This is a genomic window from Streptomyces sp. NPDC057287 (assembly GCF_042667905.1).
Lineage (GTDB): Bacteria > Actinomycetota > Actinomycetes > Streptomycetales > Streptomycetaceae > Streptomyces.
Genome location: NZ_JBHUYV010000034.1, coordinates 1 through 21,807, shown reverse-complemented (window position 1 = coordinate 21,807; position 21,807 = coordinate 1). Strand labels below are relative to the sequence as shown.

At 68.2% G+C, this 21,807-nt stretch carries 19 protein-coding genes; 7 read left to right on the top strand and 12 right to left on the bottom strand.

What is annotated here, in order from left to right:
- Window positions 1–547: 547 nt before the first annotated feature.
- On the top strand, window positions 548–1,066 hold the full coding sequence (locus ACFUNE_RS37085; RefSeq protein ID WP_383577334.1) for a nuclear transport factor 2 family protein: 519 nt from the start codon (window positions 548–550) through the stop codon (window positions 1,064–1,066).
- Window positions 1,067–1,146: 80 nt separating this feature from the next.
- On the opposite strand, the gene ACFUNE_RS37080 is transcribed toward ACFUNE_RS37085, so the two are convergent.
- Window positions 1,147–1,800, bottom strand: a complete 654-nt coding sequence (locus ACFUNE_RS37080) for a TetR/AcrR family transcriptional regulator (protein ID WP_383577344.1) — start codon at window positions 1,798–1,800, stop codon at window positions 1,147–1,149.
- Between the two features lie 116 nt (window positions 1,801–1,916).
- Between ACFUNE_RS37080 and ACFUNE_RS37075 the strand changes: the two genes are divergently transcribed.
- The gene (locus tag ACFUNE_RS37075; RefSeq protein WP_383577332.1) at window positions 1,917–2,612 is read left to right on the top strand and encodes a hypothetical protein; all 696 of its coding nucleotides are present in this window, start codon (window positions 1,917–1,919) and stop codon (window positions 2,610–2,612) included.
- Between the two features lie 249 nt (window positions 2,613–2,861).
- Window positions 2,862–3,863, top strand: coding sequence for a ketol-acid reductoisomerase (gene ilvC / locus ACFUNE_RS37070; RefSeq protein WP_383577330.1), 1,002 nt, complete (start codon window positions 2,862–2,864; stop codon window positions 3,861–3,863).
- Window positions 3,864–4,029: 166 nt separating this feature from the next.
- On the opposite strand, the gene ACFUNE_RS37065 is transcribed toward ilvC, so the two are convergent.
- Both ACFUNE_RS37065 and ACFUNE_RS37060 read right to left on the bottom strand, forming a co-directional pair.
- Window positions 4,030–5,049, bottom strand: coding sequence for a hypothetical protein (locus tag ACFUNE_RS37065; RefSeq protein ID WP_383577328.1), 1,020 nt, complete (start codon window positions 5,047–5,049; stop codon window positions 4,030–4,032).
- 225 nt (window positions 5,050–5,274) lie between these two features.
- Window positions 5,275–5,973, bottom strand: coding sequence for a hypothetical protein (locus ACFUNE_RS37060; protein ID WP_383577326.1), 699 nt, complete (start codon window positions 5,971–5,973; stop codon window positions 5,275–5,277).
- A gap of 117 nt (window positions 5,974–6,090) precedes the next feature.
- Between ACFUNE_RS37060 and ACFUNE_RS37055 the strand changes: the two genes are divergently transcribed.
- The gene (locus ACFUNE_RS37055; protein WP_383577324.1) at window positions 6,091–6,741 is read left to right on the top strand and encodes a TetR/AcrR family transcriptional regulator; all 651 of its coding nucleotides are present in this window, start codon (window positions 6,091–6,093) and stop codon (window positions 6,739–6,741) included.
- Window positions 6,742–6,782: 41 nt separating this feature from the next.
- Here ACFUNE_RS37055 and ACFUNE_RS37050 read toward each other — a convergent pair whose 3' ends face one another.
- Together ACFUNE_RS37050 and ACFUNE_RS37045 are read right to left on the bottom strand one after the other, a co-directional pair.
- On the bottom strand, window positions 6,783–7,850 hold the full coding sequence (locus ACFUNE_RS37050; protein ID WP_383577322.1) for a magnesium and cobalt transport protein CorA: 1,068 nt from the start codon (window positions 7,848–7,850) through the stop codon (window positions 6,783–6,785).
- Complete coding sequence (locus ACFUNE_RS37045) at window positions 7,847–8,491, bottom strand: TetR family transcriptional regulator (RefSeq protein WP_383577320.1); 645 nt, start codon at window positions 8,489–8,491, stop codon at window positions 7,847–7,849. The genes ACFUNE_RS37050 and ACFUNE_RS37045 overlap by 4 nt, the downstream gene beginning before the upstream one ends.
- 121 nt (window positions 8,492–8,612) lie before the next feature.
- Here ACFUNE_RS37045 and ACFUNE_RS37040 point away from each other — a divergent pair, with 121 nt between their 5' ends.
- Together ACFUNE_RS37040 and ACFUNE_RS37035 are read left to right on the top strand one after the other, a co-directional pair.
- Entirely contained in the window at window positions 8,613–10,355 is a 1,743-nt protein-coding gene (locus ACFUNE_RS37040; protein ID WP_383577318.1) for a CocE/NonD family hydrolase, read from the top strand.
- 213 nt (window positions 10,356–10,568) lie between these two features.
- Window positions 10,569–11,627 carry an NmrA family NAD(P)-binding protein gene (locus ACFUNE_RS37035; protein WP_383577316.1) on the top strand — a complete coding sequence of 353 codons (1,059 nt, stop codon included), beginning with the start codon at window positions 10,569–10,571 and terminating at the stop codon, window positions 11,625–11,627.
- A gap of 100 nt (window positions 11,628–11,727) precedes the next feature.
- On the opposite strand, the gene hisC is transcribed toward ACFUNE_RS37035, so the two are convergent.
- The 4 genes from hisC to ACFUNE_RS37015 form a co-directional block, all read right to left on the bottom strand.
- Window positions 11,728–12,855 carry a histidinol-phosphate transaminase gene (gene hisC, locus ACFUNE_RS37030; protein WP_383577314.1) on the bottom strand — a complete coding sequence of 376 codons (1,128 nt, stop codon included), beginning with the start codon at window positions 12,853–12,855 and terminating at the stop codon, window positions 11,728–11,730.
- Window positions 12,856–12,919: 64 nt separating this feature from the next.
- Window positions 12,920–13,987 (bottom strand): amidohydrolase family protein, encoded by a 1,068-nt coding sequence (locus tag ACFUNE_RS37025; RefSeq protein ID WP_383577312.1) that lies wholly within the window; start codon window positions 13,985–13,987, stop codon window positions 12,920–12,922.
- A gap of 90 nt (window positions 13,988–14,077) precedes the next feature.
- The gene (locus ACFUNE_RS37020; RefSeq protein ID WP_383577310.1) at window positions 14,078–15,073 is read right to left on the bottom strand and encodes an amidohydrolase family protein; all 996 of its coding nucleotides are present in this window, start codon (window positions 15,071–15,073) and stop codon (window positions 14,078–14,080) included.
- A 35-nt stretch (window positions 15,074–15,108) separates the two neighbouring features.
- Window positions 15,109–15,708, bottom strand: a complete 600-nt coding sequence (locus ACFUNE_RS37015; protein WP_383577308.1) for a nuclear transport factor 2 family protein — start codon at window positions 15,706–15,708, stop codon at window positions 15,109–15,111.
- Window positions 15,709–15,790: 82 nt separating this feature from the next.
- Between ACFUNE_RS37015 and ACFUNE_RS37010 the strand changes: the two genes are divergently transcribed.
- The gene (locus ACFUNE_RS37010; protein ID WP_383577306.1) at window positions 15,791–16,741 is read left to right on the top strand and encodes a LysR substrate-binding domain-containing protein; all 951 of its coding nucleotides are present in this window, start codon (window positions 15,791–15,793) and stop codon (window positions 16,739–16,741) included.
- Window position 16,742: 1 nt separating this feature from the next.
- Here the strand turns inward: ACFUNE_RS37010 and ACFUNE_RS37005 are convergent, their stop codons facing one another.
- From ACFUNE_RS37005 to ACFUNE_RS36995, 3 genes are all read right to left on the bottom strand, one after another.
- On the bottom strand, window positions 16,743–17,288 hold the full coding sequence (locus ACFUNE_RS37005; RefSeq protein ID WP_383577304.1) for an RICIN domain-containing protein: 546 nt from the start codon (window positions 17,286–17,288) through the stop codon (window positions 16,743–16,745).
- 223 nt (window positions 17,289–17,511) lie between these two features.
- Complete coding sequence (locus ACFUNE_RS37000; protein WP_383577302.1) at window positions 17,512–20,550, bottom strand: TIM-barrel domain-containing protein; 3,039 nt, start codon at window positions 20,548–20,550, stop codon at window positions 17,512–17,514.
- Between the two features lie 144 nt (window positions 20,551–20,694).
- The coding region (locus ACFUNE_RS36995; RefSeq protein ID WP_383577300.1) for a glycoside hydrolase family 2 TIM barrel-domain containing protein at window positions 20,695–21,807 on the bottom strand (1,113 nt) is incomplete at its 5' end.

Sequence of the window (21,807 nt, the reverse complement as noted above, 5' to 3'; positions counted from 1 at the left end):
GTAAGTGGCGGCCCAAGATAGTGTCAACATTTTTTGGTCTACGTCGCCCGGCTCATTCGTTGTCGGTGGCCGGGGTGGGGAGTGCTCCTGTCTGCCCAGTACGGGCCATCCCTGGTGGGTGTCCGGTGCAGTCGTGTCCGGTGTCGATGCTCCGGCGGTTTACGAGAATGTCTTCCAGTCGTCTTCCTGACGCAAAGTGTTGACATGCTTGTCGCGGCTCCCAATGATGGTCCTCATGTCCGGCACCTTCCGCCCCAGGCGGTCCGGAAGAGTGGTCCGGGTGCCGGTCCGCTGAGGCGCCGAGGTCCATGGCGACGCCACCCGCCGCCCGGCCGAGTGCCGGCTCTCCGTACGTGACGACGGGTGTGGTGTCGCAGGTGTCTCCGGTGGGCGAGGGCTCGTCCTCCGTACGTCATGTCCCTGCTTCGAGGACGGCAGGAGCGGGCGCGGAAACGAGCGGTCGGTGCGGAGGCGACGCGATCGACCGTGGTGCGTGGTGGGCGGCGATCTCGTCCACTTTTCTACGTGAAGAACGAGGAGTGCAAGCATGGCTGAACACGACAAGGCCGCGATCATCGAGGTTCTGAATCTCTACGGTCTCGCTCTCGACGCCCATCAGTGGGACCTGTTCGACCGCGTCTTCGCGGAGGACGTCACAGCGGAATTCGGGCCGGCCGGGAACGCGTGGTCCGGACTCGCCACCTTCAAGCGCTCTTTCGCGGAGTTCCATGAGAGCTTGACCGGGCATCAGCACACGATGATGGGCCATCTGGTGCATGTGGACGGCGACAAGGCCTACGCCTTCAGTTACGGCAACTGGCTCCTGGTGCGCGAAGGAGCCGAAGGCGGCTCGACGTGGCAGGGGACGGGCTGGTACGACGACGAGCTCATCCGTACCGACGGCGGATGGCGCATCCGGCACCGCGTCTGTCGGCTCATGTCGTGGACCGGTAACCCCGCAGTGCCCGAGCCGAACGCCGAGCATCACCCCGACATGAAGACCAACGTTCTGCGCGAGCACAGTGAGGCCGGAAGGGTCGGATTCCTCAAAGCGATCCAGGCTTAGGGCCTCTCCTGCCGTCGGCAGGCCGGCGGGCGACGGGGCGGAGGGCGGCGCCTTCCCTCATGCCCGGCTGCGGCGACGGCTCACTTGTGGGCGGTGCGGTGACGGTCGGGCGTGAGGAGATGAGCGATCGCCATGTCGCTGAGTTCGTCCGCGTACCGGTGCCGGGCCGCTTCGCCGGTGGGGCGGTCGTGGCGCAGCGAGTTGTGGAAGCAGGCACCGAGGATGGCGCGTGCCACGGTGTCCAGCGCGGCCCGCGCGTCGGTGCGCCGGATCTGATCGGCGTAGGGGGCTGCCGCTTCGAGCAGCAGGTGGTGGATCACGGTGATGGTGCGAGCCCCGCGGTCCAGGGCGTGAGTGCCCTGCGTGCGCAACAGCTCGGAGAAGAGACTGCTGTTCTCGGCGAAAGAGCGCAGCAGTGCTCGGGTGTAGGCGTCAAGGACGCCGGAGAGTGACGGCTCGGCCTTGTCCAGCCACTCCCTGACGTACTCCTCGCGCTGTTCCAGCATCCGGTCCGTCAGGGCGGCGACCAACTGCTCCTTCCCTTCGAAGCGACGGTAGATCGAGCCCACCGAAACGCCGGCCCGTTCCGCGACGCCACCGACCGTGAGCTCCTCCAGGCCCACTGCGGAGACGAGCTCCTCGGCGGCGTGCAGTATGCGAGCCAGGGTCGCGGCACTACGCGCCTGCCGGGGTTCCTTGTAGTGCGCGCGGGGGCTCGGCTCATCCATCTCCATCACGCTGCGCATCGTAGCGGCGATCACTGCGGTGTACGTGCTTGACAACGGTCGAGTGCGTACTTCTACTATTGCGAATGTGAGTGCATGTTCGCATCCTGATGAGGGTTCCGAAAATGACTGACAGCCCGAATTCAGCGACGGCGGCCGTGACACTCGTTTCAGGGCCGGCGGGCACTGGGAGCATTGACGACTTCGAACTTTTCTACGCTCGCCGTGCACTCGGCCGCTTCAGGGCGCGGCTGGGCCGGCAAGGGCTGCTCGACCTGTTGGCCGCGGACATCGACGAGGGCAACGCCTTCCTGCGGGAGAGTGCCCGTGCCTCCGACGGCGGCTACACCGGGGGGACGACGGTGCTCTCGACGCAAGGCCTCGGGGCGGGTGAGTTCGTCGCCTGGATGGACAAGGCCTTCGCCGACGAGAACGTGCTCCTCGCGGCGCAGCCGGAGCACTACCTCATGGTCGGCCAGGCGAACGGTTCGGTTCATGTGGTGGAGAACGTCGGCCCTCACATCTGCTCCTTCTATCTCGGGGACTGGGCCGCTGAGGCGATGGCCTGGGCCGATGACGCCGACGAGCTACTCCCGAAGGCTGATTTCCCGTACAAGAAGGCCACGAACCTGTTCCTCGCCGACGGGACGATCGTCGGGCGGGTTCTGATCCAGTTCGGTGAGACCGATGACGGCTTCACTTCGAGCCTGACGGTCTACCTGCCCGCGTCGTGCCCGCAGGACGTTCTGGACCATCACCTCCGGCACTTCGCCGTGGAGTTCAGGAACTGGATCACCGCTGCCGCGGCGGCCCGCGCCTGACGAGCTGCGCCTCCTGGTTCTCAAGTGCCGCCGCCGACCGGGGCGATGCCCCGAGCCTCGGCGGCGGCACCTGCATACTCGGAGTGGGGGAGCGACGGCGCGGTCCGGGGCAGTGCACTCCGCACGGCACCTGCCCCGGAGACTCCGTTGAAGCGGACCGGAGTCGGGTCGCCGAGGTCCGTCAAGACCGCACGTCCTCTTACCGGCATGCGGTGAGAGGCAGCACCTGCACACCAAGGAGAAGACCCAGTGGCCGAGCTGTTCTACGACGACGATGCCGACCTGTCCATCATCCAGGGCCGTAAGGTCGCGGTCCTCGGTTACGGCAGCCAGGGGCACGCCCACGCGTTGTCGCTGCGTGACTCGGGTGTCGACGTCCGTGTCGGTCTGCACGAGGGTTCGAAGTCCAAGGCGAAGGCCGAGGAGCAGGGCCTGCGCGTGGTGACCCCGTCCGAGGCCGCGGCCGAGGCCGACGTCATCATGATCCTGGTCCCGGACCCGATCCAGGCCCAGGTCTACGAGGAGTCCGTCAAGGACAACCTCAAGGACGGCGACGCGCTGTTCTTCGGTCACGGCCTGAACATCCGTTTCGACTTCATCAAGCCGCCGGCCGACGTCGACGTCTGCATGGTCGCCCCGAAGGGCCCGGGTCACCTGGTCCGCCGCCAGTACGAGGAGGGGCGCGGCGTCCCGTGTCTCGTGGCGGTCGAGCAGGACGCCACGGGCAAGGGCCTGGAGCTCGCCCTCAGCTACGCGAAGGGAATCGGCGGCGCCCGCGCCGGCGTCATCAAGACGACCTTCACGGAGGAGACCGAGACGGACCTGTTCGGTGAGCAGGCGGTCCTGGCCGGTGGCACCGCCGCTCTGGTCAAGGCCGGTTTCGAGACGCTGACCGAGGCCGGTTACCAGCCGGAGATCGCGTACTTCGAGTGCCTCCACGAGCTGAAGCTCATCGTCGACCTCATGTACGAGGGCGGCCTGGAGAAGATGCGCTGGTCCATCTCGGAGACCGCCGAGTGGGGCGACTACGTCACCGGCCCGCGGATCATCACGGACGCCACCAAGGCCGAGATGAAGAAGGTCCTCGCCGAGATCCAGGACGGCACCTTCGCCAAGGCCTGGATGGCCGAGTACCACAACGGTCTGCCCAAGTACAACGAGTACAAGAAGGCCGACAGCGAGTCCCTGCTGGAGACCACCGGCAAGGAGCTCCGCAAGCTCATGAGCTGGGTCGACAACGACGAGGCCTGAGTCGATTTTCGGCCCGGCCCGGCCCGGCCTGACCCGACCCGACCTGACCGTGCCGACAGGCCGCGCGCGACTCCCCGTGCCGACCCGGCCATCGCGCAGGCCGGGTCGGCAGGTCGCGTCGGACACGACCCCATGGACCTGCGCTCGGCCCCCTCCTCGTCCGCTGTCAGGCGTCGGCGTCGGCGGTGGCGGTGGCGGTGGCGGATTCGGGGCGGGAGGGGAGGGAACGCCTCCCGCGCCGGTCGGCCAGGAAGGCGAGGGCGATGCCGACAGCGACCCAGACGGCGAGAGTGAGGGCGGGCAGTCCGGCATCCGCGCCGTCGAAGAAGGCATTGGCGCGCAGGAGGCTGCCGGAGGCGCCCGGGGGGAGCAGTTGCCCAAGGGTGGCCCAGCCGTCGGGGAGCCAGTGGGGGCCGGTGGCGAGACCTGAGAGGGGATTGCCCAGGAGCATCATGAGCGCGCTGCCGAAGGCGAACCCGGCCATGCCGAAGCGGGCTTGCAGCCCAAGGAGGGTGGTGGACATGGCGGCCATGCCGAGGACGACTCCGAGGGTGGTGAGCCCGTAGCCGCCGGCGATCGAGTGCGTGGCGAACTGGAGGACGGCGGCGACGGCTGCGCCGGCCACGACGGAGAAGAGCAGAGCCCCTGCGATGCGGGTTCTCAGTCCGGGGTGGCCGGGGAAGAAGCTGCCGAGTATCAGGGCGGGGAAGATCCCGCCGAAGATCATGGGCATGAGTGCGGAGGTCAGCCCGGTGCCGCGAGGGTCGTCCTCGGTGAAGGACACCAGGTCGTGGACCGACACGTCCGTCGTCTGCTGTGCGGCGGTCTTCTCGCCGAGTGCCGTCACGGCGCTGGTCGCGGAGGGGGCTCCGGCGGTGGCGGTGTAGACGTCGACGCGCTGCTCGGTGACTGCGATCCCACCCGTCACCTCGCGGTCCTCGACCGCGGACCGGACGGCTGCCGGGGTCTCGTAGACGCGTACGTCCCACGCGTCCTCGTCGATGGCCTCCCGGAAGTCGCCGACGGTCGACGCTGCCCCGGTGACGCCGATGGGGACGTGGTGCGGACCGCTGTGGAGCGAGGGCAGCGCGAAGGCACACAGCATCGTGGTGATCAGGGCCGCCAGACCGAGGACGACCAGGGCCAGCTTCCGTCCCGTACCGGGCACGGTGGAGTGCTTGGGCATAGTGAGTCTTTCCTTGCTTGCTTCGTGCCGTGCGCGGAGCGTGCACGGCACATCTCGGCTGGTGGGAGAAGACCGGACCGGGCTCTGCTCGCCCGAGCCCGCGTGTACGCCGAAGCGCTCGGCCCCGGCCGCCCTCATGGGGCGGACGGCCACTCGGCCTGTCGGCAAGATGCGGGGCCGGTCGCTACGCCGCGGTCGTAGCTGCCGGGCATCCGGCCGGACAGGTCAGGCGCGGGCCGCCGCGGCGACGTCGATCCAGTTCCTGAACTCGACGGCGTAGTGGCGGAGATGGTGCTCCAGGACGTCCTGGGGGCACGAGGTGGGCACGTAGACCGTCAGGCTCGCGGTGAAGCCTTCGGCGGTGTCGCCGAACTGGGTCAGCGCCCGCCCGACGACCGTGCCGTCGGCCAGGAACAGGTTCGAGGACATCTTGTGCGGGAACTCGGACTCCGGGAGGAGCTCGTCCGCGTCCGCGGCCCAGGCCATCGCGTCCGTACCCCAGCCGCCCATGAAGAAGGAACACACGTGGGGGCCGATGTTCTCCACCACGTTGAACGCTCCGTCGGCCCCGGGTGCCATCACGTAGTGCTCAGGGTGCGACGCGAGGAGCGCCTCCTCGTCGCCGGCGAAGGCCTTCTCCATCCAGCTCAGGAACTCGCCCGCGGTGAGGCCCTTCGCCGTGAGCACGGTCGTGCCCGCCTCGAAGCTGCCGTCGGAGGCGAGAGCACTCTCCCGAAGGAAGCTGTTGCCCTTCTCGATGTCCTCTGCCAGCAGGTCGAGCAGGCCCTGGCGCCCCAGCCGCGCACGGAAGCGGTCCAGCGCCCGCCGGGAGTAGAAGAGCTCGAAGTCGTCGATGCTGCCGGCCGCGGCCGGGCCTGACTCGAGCGTCACGATCACGGGCGGAAGAGCTTGGCTGTCGGTCATGGTCGAACCTCCACAAATATGCGAACATGAATTCACGTTCGCGTTTTGAGGATACGCGCAGCAGTCCGTCACTTGTCAAAACGACCTGCCGAGATCACCGTCGGTACCATGCGAGACATGACTGAGGAGCCGGATCGCCCAGTGCTCTACCGGGAGCCCCTGCAGGCGCGCAGCGCCGCGACGCTGGCCCGCGTCCTGAAGGCGGCCGAGGAGATCGCCTCCTCGGCCGGGCTCGACGAGATGACGATGACCGGCGTCGCGGAACGCGCCGGTGTCTCGGTCGGCACGATCTACCGTCGCTTCGAGGACAAGGATCAGCTGATCACCGCCCTGAGCGAACGGATGCTGGAACGGCGGGAGGAGTACGTGGCAGAGCAGCTGCGCGCCGCCGATCCGTCGCTCCCCGGCATCGTGGACGCCTATGCGCGCTCCCTGCTGCAGTCGTTCGCCGACAGCAACAACCTCTTCCCCGAGCTGCTGCGCGCGCGGGGCACCAAGTCACTGGACCGAGGGGCCCGCGCCATCACGGAGATCCATCGCCTCTTGCTCGAAGCGGCAGCCCCCTACACCCACCAGATCAAGCGCTCCGATCCGGAGTCCGCGCTGGACACGGTCGCCCGCGCCGTTCTGGGAGCCTGCTTCCACAACTCCGTGCGTCCCGATCCCGCCACGGGCGAGGCGGGCAGGCGCCAGTACGCGGACGAGCTCGGCGACATGGCGATCGCCTACCTCCTCACTCCCGACCGCAGGGGAGTCGCCCGCGGCTGAGAGGCCCCCCGCGTCACGACGGTCGGGCCGGCGGCTGTCACTCAGAGCCAGCGGCGCCATTTGAAGACGCCCCACAGGCCGACACCGAAGCCGATCATGAGTGCGACGGCGAACGGATATCCCGCCACCCAGTGGAGCTCCGGCATGTGGTCGAAGTTCATGCCGTAGATGGAGGCGACCAGAGTCGGGGTGAACAGGATCGCCGCCCAGGACGAGATCTTCTTCACCTGCTCGCCCTGCTCGATGGTCTCCTCCGCCAGGCGGCGGCTCTCCTCGCCCTGGGCGAGGCTCGCGCTCGACATGCGCCGCATGGCCTCGTTCTGTTCCACCGTCACCAGCGTGGAGTGGACGGTCAGTGCGTTCTCCAGCAGTGATCTGGACCCGTCGACCCGTTCCGTCACCCGGATCGTGTGGTCGAGCACGTTGCGCAGCCGGTTCTGCACCTCGTCGCCGGTGCCGTACCTGCCGGCGCCGCGGAGCAGGCCCTGCACCATGTCCGGCAGCGGACCGATCGCACGCTGGAGCGCGATCACCTGTGAGAGCAGCCGGTAGATCCGCTCCGACAACGAGGGATCCGCGTCTCCCTCGCCGAACAGGCTGTCCTCGACCTCGTCGATGTCGTTCACCAGCCCCGCGACGACAGGGGCGTAACCATCGACGACGACGTCGAGGAATGCCGTGAGCATCGCTTCAGGTCCTGTGCTGAGGAACTGCGGCTCGGCCTCGAGGGCGTCGCGGGCAGCCGAGAGATCCGGCACCGCACCGTGCCTGACGGTGATGACGAAATGGCGGCCGACGAACAGGTGGACCTCGCCGAAGTCGACGCGTTCGAGCCCGTCGTCGTAGGTGGCGGGCCGCAGCACCACGAACACGGTGTCGCCGTACCGCTCCAGCTTCGCCCGCTGGTGGCCTTTGTGCGCGTCCTCGACGGCCAGGGGGTGCAGCCCGAACCGGGCAGCGGCGGTCTCGAGATCGTCAGGGCCGGGGTTCAGCAGTCCGATCCATGCCACGCCCCCCGACCGCTCCAGGCTGTCGGCCGCGTCCTGCAGGTCGGACGGGCATGCGGTGGGGTGACCTTCGACGTAGATGCGGCTGTCGATCGCCGTCATCGGCGCTTCTCCTTGACGTCGGTGACCGGCGCAGCCGGGACCAGCACGCTCTGCACCGCGGGCCCCACGAGCGCGACCAGAGTCTCACGTTCCGCGCCGGTGAGCGTCGGGACACCGACGATGCCTCGTCCGACCATCAGTCCGACCAGCATCGACGACACGATCCCTGCCCGGAGCGTCGCCCCGTCGACGGCGCGCGACGCGATGGCGTCGACGAGCAGGCGCTCCTGGAGGAACTCGCGCAGCTGTTCGTTGGCCTTCTCGTTGACGATCGCGCCCCGGAGCATCGCCATGAGCGGCTCCGAAGTCCGGGCGTCGACCTCCCAGACGTCGATGAAGGCGCGCACCACGCGTGCGCCGAGCAGGTCGTCGGTGCCCTCGAAGGCCGCACTGAAGCGCGTCAACGCGTCCGCGGGAACGGACATGACGGCAGCGAACAGTTCGTCCTTCGACCGGAAGAACTGCATCACCAACGACGCGTCCACACCGGCGTCGGCAGCGACCCGCCTGATCGTGGTCGCGGTGAAGCCATCGGTCGCGAAGCGGGTGCGGGCCGCGTCGAGGACGGCCTGCCTGGTCGTGCTCGCACCCGGCCGGCGTCCGCGGCGCGCGGCGGTTACGGGAGTCCTGTCAGCGGTCATGGTCCAAAAGTACCTCCCTGCCAGAAATCTCAACGCGGGTTGAGTTATGAGATCCGCAGACGTACGCTCGAATCGAATCCAGAGCCTGACCAGCGGACGAAGAAGATGCGAGGAGCTCCCCATGAGCGATGACCAGAAGGTGTTCATGCCGTCCCGGCCGCTGGAGCCGGGTCCCCGGTACGGGATCCTGAGCGGGTTCGAGCCCGGGACCCGGACGCTGGAGGCGGGTTTCCGGATCGCTCCGCCGTTCAAGCCCCTGCCCGTCGACATCGTCTTCGAGAAGGACGTGCCGGTGACGCTGCGTGACGGCGTCACGATCCACGTGGATCTCTTCCGTCCCGCCGGAGCGGAGAAGGCACCGGTCATCGTGGCCTGGAGCCCGTACGGGAAGGGCCAGGGGACGTCCGCCAGCGTGATGGGCATCTTCGGCATGGTCGGGCTGGACAACGGGATCGTCTCGGGCCTGGCGAAGTTCGAGGGGCCGGACCCGGCCTACTGGTGCGCCCGCGGCTACGCGATCTGCAACCCGGACATCCGGGGCGTGGTGGATTCCGAGGGCGACAGCGTCGTGTGGGATCGGCAGGAGGGCCGGGACTGCTACGACCTGATCGAGTGGCTGGGTGTTCAGGACTGGTGCACCGGGAAGGTCGCCATGAGCGGCACGTCCTACCTCGCGGTGTCGCAGTGGTTCACCGCGGCGGAGCAGCCGCCTCACCTGGCGGCGATCAATCCGTGGGAAGGCGTGAGTGACGTCTACCGCGATCTGGTGCTGCGCGGCGGCATGCCCGACACGGGGTTCGCCGAACAGCTCCAGAACAACAGCTACTGGGGCAACGGCCAGAGGGAGGACATCGTCACGGAGGCCGAGCGCCACCCGCTGATGAACGACCTGTGGGAGAACAAGATCCCGGAGTTCGACCGGATCACCGTGCCCGCCTACGTCGTCGCCAGCTACTCCAACACGCTCCACACCGCGGGCACCTTCCGGGCCTGGCGACGGATGAGGTCCGAGGAGAAGTGGCTGCGCATCCACAACAGCCAGGAATGGCCCGACTACTACGACGAGGCCAACACGGAGGATCTGCGGCGGTTCTTCGACCGTTTCCTCAAGGGTGAGGACAACGGATGGGAGCAGACGCCGCGCGTGCGCTACTCCCTCCTGGACCTCGAAGGCGGCGACAGGGTGAACATCCCGGCAGACGAGTTCCCGCCGGCAGAGGTGACGCCGGCGAAGTACTACCTCGACGGCCGCTCACGGACCCTGGGGACGGCAGTCCCCGCCACCGGGGCCACGGCGGGCTACACCGCGGGGGCCAACCCCGACACGGTGTCGTTCGTGACCCGATTCGACGAGGAGACCGTGCTCGTCGGGTACCCGAAGGCGCACCTCTGGGTCGAGGCGCAGGGGTCCGACGACATGGACCTGTTCCTCCTCGTCCAGAAGCTCGACGCCCACGGCACGCCGCTGCAGCAGTTCACCGTGCCCAACCAGGGCGCACAGATCCAGGACGTCACCGAGCGGGGCGCCTCGATCCTGCGGTACAAGGGCTCCGACGGGCGTCTGCGGGTCTCGATGCGACACCTGGACAAGGCGCTCTCCACCGAGGACGTTCCCGCCCACAGCTTCGACCGCGTCGAGAAGCTGTCCCCCGGCGAGGTCGTCGACATCGAGATCGACCTGCTCCCGCTGGGGCTGACGTTCTACCCGGGCGAACAGCTCCGATTCGTCATCAGCGGTCGCTCGCTCCTGGGCACGATGATGCCCGGAAACCGCGAGTACACCCCCGCCAACAGCGGTCAGCACGTCATTCACACCGGGGGAGAGCGCGCTTCCTACCTGCAGCTCCCCGTCAGGACCGGCTGATCCTGGAGGACCCGGCCCCGTCCACCAGGCGGGGCCGGGTCACGGATTGCCGGGTGAAACTGTCAACACTTGATCTGCCTCCGGGTCGGCGAGTGTGCCGATGTGTGCGCGGGGCTGATGTGATCGAGAGGGTCTACCGGCGGTCGGTCCACCTGTCCGCCCTCTGTCTCTGCCTGGCAGTTCTGGGCCTGCTGGACGGCGGGTGCGATCGCGGTGTCCGGCGTCCCGTTTTCAGGGTGGCCATCTCCGGCCCTCTGGAAACTGTTGACATTATGTTCATCTTCGCCCGAGGATGGCGCCAGTGGCCGCATCCCTGCTGAGGGCGGAGCTCTGGTCGTCGAGCTCAACGCCTGGAGCGGGTCGGCAAGCGAACGTGGGCAAGGGGATGACATCGTGATACTGGTTACCGCGGCCAACGGCAATCAAGGCAGACATCTGGTTCCGCGACTCCTGCAAGCCGGTCAGGTCCTTCGTGCGTGCGTACGCTCCGAAGAGTCGGCCCAGGCCCTTCGCTCTGCCGGTGTGACCGATGTCGTTGTCGGCGACATCGCCGATCCCGATGTGATGGCACGGGCCATGCGCGGGGTGGACAAGGTCTATTACGTCGGGCCGACTCTTCATCCCGAGGAGCGGGAGATGGGGTTCGTCGCCATTGACGCCGCGCGGGAAGCCGGCGTGAAGCACTTCGTCTTCAGCTCGGTACTCCACGCGATTCTCACCGACCTCACCCAGCACGAGGTGAAACGTGACCTCGAAGAACACCTGCTCTCCTCCGGGATCGAGTTCACGATTCTCCAGCCTGCGAACTACATGCTGCGGCACAGGCTCAAGCCTGCTGTCGAGCAGGGCCTGTTCCGTCTCTCCTGGGCGCTCGACCGATACCAGTCGATGGTCGATCTGAGTGATGTGGCCGAGGTGGCCGCCGCCGTCCTCGCCGACAGTGGTCGCCACGCAGGAGCGACCTATGAACTGGTCGCTCCCGGTCGCTACACGGCACTCGACATCGCGACGGTCATATCCGACGTGCTGGGCCGTGAAGTGGCTGCCGAGCGGATCGATGCCGATCAATTCACGGCGGCATCCCTGGGCGCGGACCACGAAATCTGCTTTCCCTATCACACCGGTGCGGCGCGGGCGATCAGTAAGCGCTACAGCAGTCATGATTTCATCGGGAATCCCAATGTGCTCACGTGGCTGCTCGGTCGAGAGCCGACGAGTTTCAAGGATTTCGTTCAGCGAGAGGTGGAGCTACTCCACCCTCTCGGACGCTGACGTGGGCCCGGCCGCGACTGCGCCGAGCCCGCCACCTCAGCTCTACGCGCTCCGCTCGCTCGCCTAGGCGCTCCGGCCGCTTCATCGGCGGACACCCGGCTCATCCGGCGGACATCCGCCGACGGAAACGACCGGCCGCCGTCAGTACGGCGTCGTTCGCCTGTCGTTCTCCGATGGTCACCCGCACGCCGTCCTCACCGTACGGTCGCACGCCCACCCCGGCGTCACGGCAGTGTTCGGCGAAAGCGGCGGTCTGCTGACCGAGGCGGAGCCAGACGAAGTTGGCCTGACTGTCCGGAGGGGTCCAGCCCTGCTCCAGCAGCGCCTCCTGGACGCGCCCCCGCTCGGTGACCAGCTCATCGACGCGTTCCATCAGACTGCTGTGCCGTTCGAGAGACGCGATTGCGGCGCTCTGCGCGGTGCTGGAGACACCGAAGGGCACGGCCGTCCTGCGCAGAGCGTCGGCGACCGGGGGATGGGCCACCGCGTAACCGACCCGCAACCCTGCCAGGCCGTAGGCCTTGGAGAAGGTCCGTAGGGTCACGACGTTCGGCCGGTCCCGGTAGAGCGCCAAGCCGTCCGCGCGGTGGGGGTCGCTGTTGAACTCCACGTACGCCTCGTCCAGGACGATCACCACATCGGCCGGCAGGCGGTCCAGGAAGGTCTCCAGGGAGTCCCGGGGCAGCGCCTTGCCGGTGGGATTGTTGGGCGTGCACACGAACACCAGCCGTGTGCGGTCGGTGACCGCCCGCGCCATGGCGTCGAGGTCGTGTGCCTCGTCGCCGGTGAGTGGCACCTCCACGGGGCGCCCGCCGAACAGACGGGTGACGATCGGGTAGGACTCGAAAGAGCGCCACGCGTACACGACTTCGTCACCCGGGTCGATGCTGATCTGCATCAACTGCTGCAGCAGCCCGCTGGAACCGGTGCCCAGAGCGATGTGGGTGGCGGGCACCGAGAGGTGTTCCGCCAGCCGGTCCGTGAGCTCGGTGCAGTGCATGTCCGGGTAGCGGTGCATCTGCCCGGCCGCAGCGGCCAGGGCCTCCAGCACGCCGGGAAGCGGCGGGTACGGGTTCTCGTTGGAGGACAGCTTCCAGCCCGGGTCGCCGGTGGACGCTGCCGGCTTGCCGGGTACGTACACCGGGATCGTGTCGAGCAGGGTGCGGAGCCTGGGTGACCGTCCTGTGCGCGCGCGAGAGTTGGCTTCATCCACACGTGCATCGCTCATGATGTGTCCGTCGTGTCCGTTCTGCTTGTACGCCCGTGCGGAGGGCAGACGTCCAGGCTTCTTCTCACCGGACGCGCTCTCCGGCGATCCAGACACCGACGATGTCACGCGTCGCGCTGATGTCGGTGGTCGGGTCGCCGTCGACGAGAAGCAGGTCGGCGCGCCTGCCGGGTTCGATCGTGCCGCGGTCGTCGAGACCGAACGTCCGTGCCGTGAGCGTGGTGGCTCCGCGGAGTGCCTCGCCGGCGGTGAGGCCGGCACCGACCATGAGCTCCAGTTCGTCGTGCAGGGATTCGCCGTGCTGGGGTGCGAAGGGGACGCCGGGCGCGGAGTTCGCGTCGGTGCCGACCAGGAGCCGGATGCCGGCCTCGTGGAACTTGGTCACCGTGTCACGGGCGTACTCGTACCTGAGCCCTGCCGCAGCACGGTTCGTGGCGATACCCCGCATCATCGTCAGTGTGGGCGAGGACACCATCCCGGCGCTGCGCATTCGCTGAACGGTCTCGTCGTCGAGTACTGCGTCCAAGGGGGCGTGCGTGCTGATGTCGACCCCGGCTTCGACCGCGACGTGGAACGCACCTGTGGTGATCGAGTGCGCCACGACCAGGAGGCCGTGCTCATGAGCCACGTCCACGATCGCGTTCACGGTCGCCTGGTCCATGCCCTCCGGCGGTGCGGCCTCCGTGACGACCTTGATGTAGTCGGCGCCGTCCGCGACCCGGCGCTCGACGAAGGCGCGCGCCTCCCGCGGATCGGTGACAACGCCGTCCTCGGGGAATCCGGGCATCCTGGCGTGGTTCCCGCCGGGGCCGACTGCCGGGGTCGTCGCGCTGAAGGCCTGTGCGACGCCTGCCTGCCCGCGCATCTCGGTGACGAAGGAGAGCGGCCAAGCTGCCATGTCCATACCCGTGGTGACCCCCCACGTGGCAAGGTTCTCCAGGTCTCCTCGCCCGAGTACGTGCATGTGTGAGTCGATCAGGCCCGGCAGCAGCACCTTGCCCGTGCCGTCGACCACGGAGTCCGGTGTCCCACCGGCCACGATCTCCGCGCCCTCGACGAGCACGCGCTTCGGCTCCGTGAGTCCGTCTCCCGTGAAGACGCGAACGCCGTCGATCGCTGTGATGACCGTCATGAGAACTCCTCGATGAATTGCTGTTGACCACCGGCGGACTGAACAATGTCCTGTGCCGGCCCGGCCGGAGCCACTCGGTGCGGCTCCGGTTCAGAGTCCGAGCAGGCGCTCGGCGTTGCGGTGTGCGATGTCGAGCTTGGCGTCCGCGGACAGTTCGCAGTCCTCCAGGAAGGCGCCGGCACCCGCGTTGCCCACGAAGGGGTAGTCGACCGAGTAGATCATCCGGTCGGTGCCCAGGACATCGGCGCAGAACCGTAGGTGAGGTGTGGTGAACATGCCGCTGGGGGTGTACCAGACGTTCTGGCGCACGTAGTCACCGATGGTCCGGTCGAGTCCCGTCGCGCGCCGGGGCAGCGCCTCGTCCAGACGGTCCAGGAACCAGGGGATCATCTCCCCCCAGTGTCCGAGGACGAACTGCAGGTCCGGGTAGCGGTCCAGAGCTCCGCTGAGCACGAGGTGCAGGAAGTGGATGCCCGATTCGTTGTGCCACCCCCACCCGGCGGTGGCGAACCGTGTGGCGACCACGGGATCGAGGCCCGCCTCGTAGTTGACCGCGCTGGTCCCGCGGGTGGGCGGGGCAGGGTGCAGATAGATAGGGACCCTCAGCTCTGCGGCGGTCCGCAGGATCGGGTCGAACCGCTCGGCGGAGAGGAAGTCGTCGTCCGTACGGCCGTGGATGAGCGTGCCGACGTGCCCGAGTTCCTCGACGGCACGCCTGAGTTCGGCCGGCGCGTGGTCCGCAGCGGAGGTCGGCAGCGACGCGAACGCGGCGAAGCGGCCTGGATGACGCCCGCAGGCCGCCGCCAGGCGGTCGTTGACTCCCCGTACCAGCTCGGGTGCCACACCGGCCGGCAGGAACTGTGTGGTGAGGTTGGACAGCACCTGTACGTCGATGCCGTGGGCGTCCATGTCGGCGATGCGCCCCTGGTCGAGATCTTCCAGCTCCTCGGCCGTGGGGGAGTAGGGGAGTCCACCGGCCGGTGAGTACGCCGTCGCGAAGTGCGGGCTCACCTCCGCAGCGCGCCCCGCGGATGCCCGCGCCACCGCGGTGTCGAGTGTGTGTTCCTCGATGGTGATCAGTTTCATGCTGCTTCCGGTTCCCGCTGTCCGAGAGGTGGCCGTCATCCCTGGTCCTCCTCGCCGAGCCAGGCGAACGCGGACTTCGTGATGACGCTCTCCAGTTCGCTCCCCTTGGTCGCGAAGGTGCGGAGAACCGGAAACCCGCTCAAGTCGAGCACGTAGGCCAGTGCCCCGTACTCGCGCGGGTACCTGGCCACCACCTCGGGGTCGATGGCCGTGATCCCGGCAGGAAAGGTGAACGTGGCGAAGTCGTACACGCTCTTGCGGTCGACGATGCGCCATACGCCGTTCCGGCGCTCGATCCGGTCGATGAAGCGGTTGTGGCCGTTGCAGCCCAGGCCGAGGCTGCTGTTCTCCGCGATGATGACCGCGTTGGTCTCGCTGACCGCGCGGGAGCCGTCCGCCGAGAACGTCACGGCTGGGGACGTGATGAGGTGCTTGGTGCGCAGATCCGTGGTGGCCATCCGCGCGGACGCGTCGACGAAGTCCGAGGCCGCCCCCTCGAACCAGGTGATCTCGATCCGGGCTCCCTGGTGGAACAGCTCCCGGAGCCTGTCCCACCGACCCTGGTCTCGATGGATCCAGCCGGTCATGAGGTCGGCGATGTCCTGGCGGTCCTGAAGTGTTGTCGTTGTCGGCATATCTCCAGTCTGTGACCGCTTCACCGATCGCGCCAATTGATAGATCTGATCTATTGTTCGCTCAAAACGATCGGAGGCTCGCGTGGAACTTCGTCATCTGCGCTATTTCGTGGCTGTGGCCGAGGACTGCCACTTCGGCCGTGCTGCCGCGCGGCTGCACGTCACGCAGTCGACGCTCAGCACACAGGTGAAGGCACTCGAGCGGGAGGTGGGGGGCCCGGTCTTCGTCCGTACCAGCCGCCGGGTCGAACTGACGGAGGCGGGGAATCTGCTCCTGCTCGAGGCACGGCGGACACTCGCGCAGGCCGACCGGGCCCTGGACGTCGCCCGGCAGTCGGTCAGGGGCGAGACCGGGGCGGTGCGGATCGGTTTCTCCGGAATCGCCGTTCTGGAAGGCATCCTCTCCGAGGACCTGCGGCGCTTCCACCGGGCTCACCCCGCAGTCGAGCTCCACCTGACCGAGCTCCCGCCCGCCGCGCAGGTGCAAGGGCTCCGAGACGGCACACTCGACATCGGATACAGCCCTGACAACGGCCTCAGCGACACCGCCGGACTCGTGGTGACGCGTGGGGCGAGGACGAGCCTCGCGGTCGCCGTATGCCACGACCACGCACTCGCCTCGGCGGCCTCGGTCGCCCCCGCCGACCTGGAGGGCGAGAACCTCATCGTGTACGCGGCCGACCCGGGTGACGAGAGCGTGCTCGACCGGTTCGGGGCGGCCCGTTCGCAGCGCCTGGCCCATGTCCATCTGGTGACCAGCACTCTGGGCGTGCTCGCGCTCGCCTCAGCCGGCGTCGGTGTGGCTCTCGTTCCTGCAGCCGCGGAGCGCATCGCACTGCCGGGACTCGTCTACCGGCCCCTGCGGGACATGGCGGCCGAAGTGGAGGTGGTGACGCTCGGCCGACCTGACGAACTCTCCGGCTCGGTACGCGCGTTCGTCAGGTCGTGTGCGGAGCCGCTGCGGGGCGACCGGATCGAGGACCCGGATCAGGGAGCGGCGGACCGGTCAGCTTCGACCGGCCCGTCCGCGTAGGTCAGCCCAGGGTCCAGATCTGGTTCGTGCCGCCTGTGGCGGCCCACTGCTGGAGCGGCGTGCCGGGGGTGGCGGACTCCTTGGGCACGTCGATCACCCATCCACTGCTGAGATTGATCAGGGTGTAGGAGGCGTTGGAGGGGGAGGTGTACGTGCCGGCGGCCTGAAGCACCCACTGCTGGTTGGTGCCGTCGTCGCAGGTCCACACGTCGAGGCGCGTTCCCTGCGCCGCGGACCGGCCGGGGACCTCCAGGCACTTGCCGCTGTCGGCGCCGACCAGCGTGTAGACGTTCCCGCGGACCTGGTGGAGCGTCCACTGCTGGTTGGTGCCCCCGGTGGCCGGCCACTGGACGACGTCCGTTCCGTCGGTGCCGGCTGCGCCGTCGACGTCCATCAGGAGTCCGTTCGCGGCGCTGGTGAGGCGGCGGGTTCCGTCGGACGGGTCGGAGGTGCCCTTCCAGGTGCCGGCCCCCACGTCGAGAGTCCAGGAGTTCTGCCAGCCGAGTGCCACCGTGGTGCCGCTGATGGTCAGCGGCAGCCACACCATGGGGGACGAGCCGAGATCGCCGGTGTTCCAGCGGTCGCCCGCATAGGCGTACGTGTGAGCATGCCGTACCTCGTAGGAGTTGGCGGCGAGCGGAGTGGCGATCGTCCAGGTGCGTGCCCCATCCGGCCAGGGCAGGGCCCCGTCCGACGGTCCCGCACCGCAGCCGTCGTGACCGACGGGCTGCGGACGGCCACGGTGCGGGCCTGTGGGCGGTGCGGTCCCGCTACAGCACCGTCAGGCTGTCGATGTTCGCGCCCTGGCCCCCGGTGAGAGTCGCGCGAACGGTGACGTTCTCCCCCTGCGGAAGGTCCGCGGTGAGGGAGGCGGACGCCCAGGTGTCCCAGCCGCCGGTGGGCGGCATGGTGAGGGTGCCGCGTTTCGTGCCGTTGACGTCGATGTCCAAGGGACGGTCGGTGGTGCCGCCGTTGGCGTAGCGGACGACGAGCTGCTTCCTGCCGGCCGCGGCCACTGCGACCGTCCACGCGAGGGTCGATCCCGCAGCGGCCGTTCCGGTGGAGTCGGCGTAGCCGGCGCCTGTGTAGCCGGAGTGGACGGTGTCGATGATGTAGGCGCTGTCGAGCCGCGCGTTTTCGGCCTGGTAGACCGTACCGCCACCGACCTGGGGGAAAGAGGCTCCGCTGGGTTCGATGGCGGCGGCGTTGCCGCTGCCCGTGGATACGGTGATCTCCGGTGTGATGACACTGAGGACCTTCGTCCCCGCGTTCCAAACGGAGCCGGTGCCCTTGTCGCTGAGGAGGACCGCGGCCTCGCTGGTGAAGGCGGGCAGGGTGGCGCCGCCGTTGACCCGCATTCCCACCGGGCTGTTCAAGCCGTGGATGCGGACGACGTAACGACGCCCGCCGGGTGCGTCGTCGTACGTTCCCCTCGGATGTGCGATGACGACGCGGGTGGAGGCGTCGGTGAAGGTGAGGCGAGTGACGCTGGTCCTCCCGGCGGTCCGGTACTCCTCGGTCACCCCGTCGTCCTCGACCAGTTCGAACACGCCGTCGGCCCCCGCGTAGACATCCATCTCCAGCTGCCGCTTGGTGAGGTGGGCGGTGCTCTGCGCGTACGGGTACTTGGGCAGAATCGCCCCGGCCTTGACGAACAGCGGTGTCTCGCCGGTGCGGGTGGTGTAGGAGAGGTCCGTGGTGTCGGACCCGGTGTGCTTGGCGTCCGTCCAGAAGTTGTACCAGCGGGTTCCCGCGGGCAGCCAGACCTGTTGCGAGCCTCCGCCGTCGGAGGTCAAGGGGGCGACGAGGAGCGAGGGGCCCCACAGGTACTGCAGGTCGTGGTTGTAGGCCCGGGTCCGGTCCTGGTAGTCGATCACCATGGCCCTCGCCATCGGCATGCCGGTGGCGTGAGCCTGGTGAGCGAGGGTGTAGATGTACGGCATCAGGCTGTACCGCAGCTGACCGTACTTCGCGAACTCCGCCTGCGCTTGGACGCTTTGGTCGAGCGGCCAGCGCGAGGCCCTCTTGCCGTGGTCCTTGACCGAGGCGGAGGTGTGGGGGCGCCAGATCGGGGAGAGACTGGACCAGGCGACGGGCCAGTTGCGGTAGAAGGCGTCGGAGACCGTGCCGCCGTCGAAGCCGCCGCCGTCGATGTTGGCGAAGGGGAAGCCGCCGAGGCCGGCCGTCTGCATGCCCCGGATCTGATTCCGCATCTCGTCGTAGGTCTGGCTGATGTCGCCCGTCCAGTAGTGCCCGTATCGCTGCTGGCCGGCGGTGGCCCCGCGACTCCAGGTCCACGGGCGCTTGGCGGGACCGATGTGCCCGGCTCCGGAGGGATCCCAGCCTTCCTCACCGACACCCTTGTGCAGGTTCAGGAAGTAGGCGTTGCGGTCCTCGGCCCACGTACGGCCGTCCGCCATCCGCGCCGTGTACGGGATCCCTCCGAGATCGTCGGTCTCGTCGATCCACAGGGCGTCGCCGGGGAAGCCGAGGGACGGGTCGAGAGCCTTGTCCCAGAAGACCTTCCACACCCAGGCGCGGGCGTCGGGATTGCTCCAGTCGGGAACGGCGTTGTTCTCCTTCACCTTCTGGAGGTCGGCTGCCGCGATGCTGTAGCCGGGCCGTGGGCCGCCCTTCCATCCCGCCATCTCGTTGGTGTTGTTGCGGTTGTAGTCCAGGGTCACGGTGACGCCGTTGTCGGCGGCCCACTTCCGGTAGCCGGCGGGGTCGGGCCAGCGCTCATCGCTGAACTCGAACCATGACCCCGACCAGGAGCCCGAGCCCTCGCGCCAGCGGTTGTCGTTGACCTGGTGGTCGAAGGGGAATCCCGCGGCGCGGTGTTGGCCGATCTTCTCGCGCCACCAGTCCTGGTCGCTCTCGGAGGCGAAGCTCTTGTCGGACATGTGGAGCCCGAAGATGGACAGCTGAGGAAGCCGGGGGCGGCCGGTGAGCTGGGTGTAACGGTCGAGGAGCTGCGCGAACCGGGGGCCGTTGATCAGGAAGTAGTCCAGCTGGGGGCGTACGCCCTCGGCGTCATGGGCGTCGGCGGAGAACCTGTACCCGTTGCTGCCGCCGAAGCTGAAGGTCGTGTCGAACGTGGTGTTGAAGAACACCGCGTAACCCTGGCTGGAGAGGTAGAACGGCACGATGGCCGGTGCCTGGTTGTTGGGGTTGTCGGCGGCCGCCGCCGCGTCGGCGTAGTTGTGGGAGACGGTGTCGCCGGTGCGGTCGAGCCGCGGTGTGCGGCCGAGTACCCCGTGACCCGCCTTGAGGAAGCGTTCCTCGGAGGACGGTGGGACGAACGCCTCCGTGGCGACCGAGTGGTTCGAGCCGCTCCATGTGATGCTGCGTGTGGAGTCCTCCTTCACCAGCAGGTCTCCGTCGTCCCGGGCGTAGAACTCCAGTCGCAGAGGCTTCTTGTTGAGGACGATGCGCAGGCCGTCGCCGGCGCCGGTGTCGAACTCGAGAGTGTTCGTATTGTTCTTGAGGGTCAGGCTGCCGCCCAGAGAGGTGTGGCTCTGGGGCTGGACCATTTCGTAGCGGGTGTCGGAGAAGAAGTCCTCTCCGGCGCGGGCCGCGCGCACCCTGACCATCTGGTTGCCGTACGCGGTCAGTCGCAGTCGCTGACCGGTCACGCTGGTGACGGTGACACTGCGGCCCTCGGCCACGTGCGAGGCGTAGTCGCCGAGTTGCTCCGGTTCGTCGGCCGCCGCGTAGGCGTGCTGCGGCAGAGTGGTGACCGCGCCGGCGGCCAGTACGCCGGCAGCCGTCGAAAGTATGGTTCTGCGCTTGATCTGTTCGCGCTTCATGGCGTCTCCAATGCGTGTGGCGTCAGGATCAGAACAGAGTCCTTGCGCATGCGGTGCACCCGGACGGGCGGCGCCTCGGGCGGTCGCCTCGCAGCCGGTCGCGGTCGACGCGACCCGGCCCGCACAGCGCCTCGAGGGTTCGGGTCAGGACGTGGTCTCGTCGAGTGTCCAGGTGACGGTGTCGGTGTGGGTGGCCCCGTCGACGGAAGCACTGACCGAGACGGTGTTGGATCCTGGGCGCAGGGTCACACCGGCCCACTTGAAGATGTGGTCGGAGCTGCTCCTGGTCCCCAGGGAGGTGCCGTTGAGGATGGCGGTGACCTGCCCGGCGTTGGAGTAGACCTTCAGCTCGGTCCTGGGATCGGTACGGGAGGCCCAGCGTCGGCTGGTGATGTGGAGCGTCGGTGTGGAAGCCCAGTTGGCCTTGTACCAGTAGAAGGCGTCCTTGCGGGTCGCCCGGTCGTAGGTGACCAGGCCCTTGTCGTTGATTCCCGGCCTGCCGCCCTCGTTCCGCCCGTCGGAGGCGAAGTCGAACATGTTCCACACGAACGTGCCCCAGACGAAGGGCCGGGCGGCGAACTGCTTCCAGGAAGCCTCGTGGAGCAGAGCCTGGTACTCCTCCGGGTGGAACTGACCCCCGGCGCTCGGAGCCGAGGGGTTGAGCGCGTGCTGCGCGGGATTCGCGCCGGCGCCGTATTCGGCGACGGCGAAGGTGCGCTTCGGATCGGCCCTGTGCAGGCTGTCCGCCCAGGCTCCCACATCGTTGTAGGAACCCCCGTACCAGCCGTAGTACTTGTTGTACGCGGTGGTGTCCGCGTGCCCGGCCACCTGGGCGTTGTTGCCGAGGTTGTTGGCGTAGGTGCTGATGCGGCCCGGGTCCTCACTCCTGACGATTGCGGCGAGGTCCGCCAGCAGTGTGTTGGTGGGGGTGTCGTCGGAGCGCTGCTCGTTGCCGATGCCCCAGAAGGCGATCGACGGGTGGTTGTAGTTCTGCCGGATCAGTTCGCGCAGTTGGTCACGTGTACTTGCCGTGAAGGCGGCGGAGTCGGTGACGTGATTGACCAGGGGTATCTCGGCCCACACCACCACGCCGGCCGCGTCCGCGAGGTCGTAGTCCTTCTGGTCGTGCTGGTAGTGGGCCATCCGCAGTGCGGTGGCGCCGATCTCCTTGATGAGGGCGAAGTCCTGCGTATGGTCGGCGTCGGGGGACGGCCCCCCCCCGGCCAAACCCGGCAGGGGGGGGGTGTAGAACCGGAA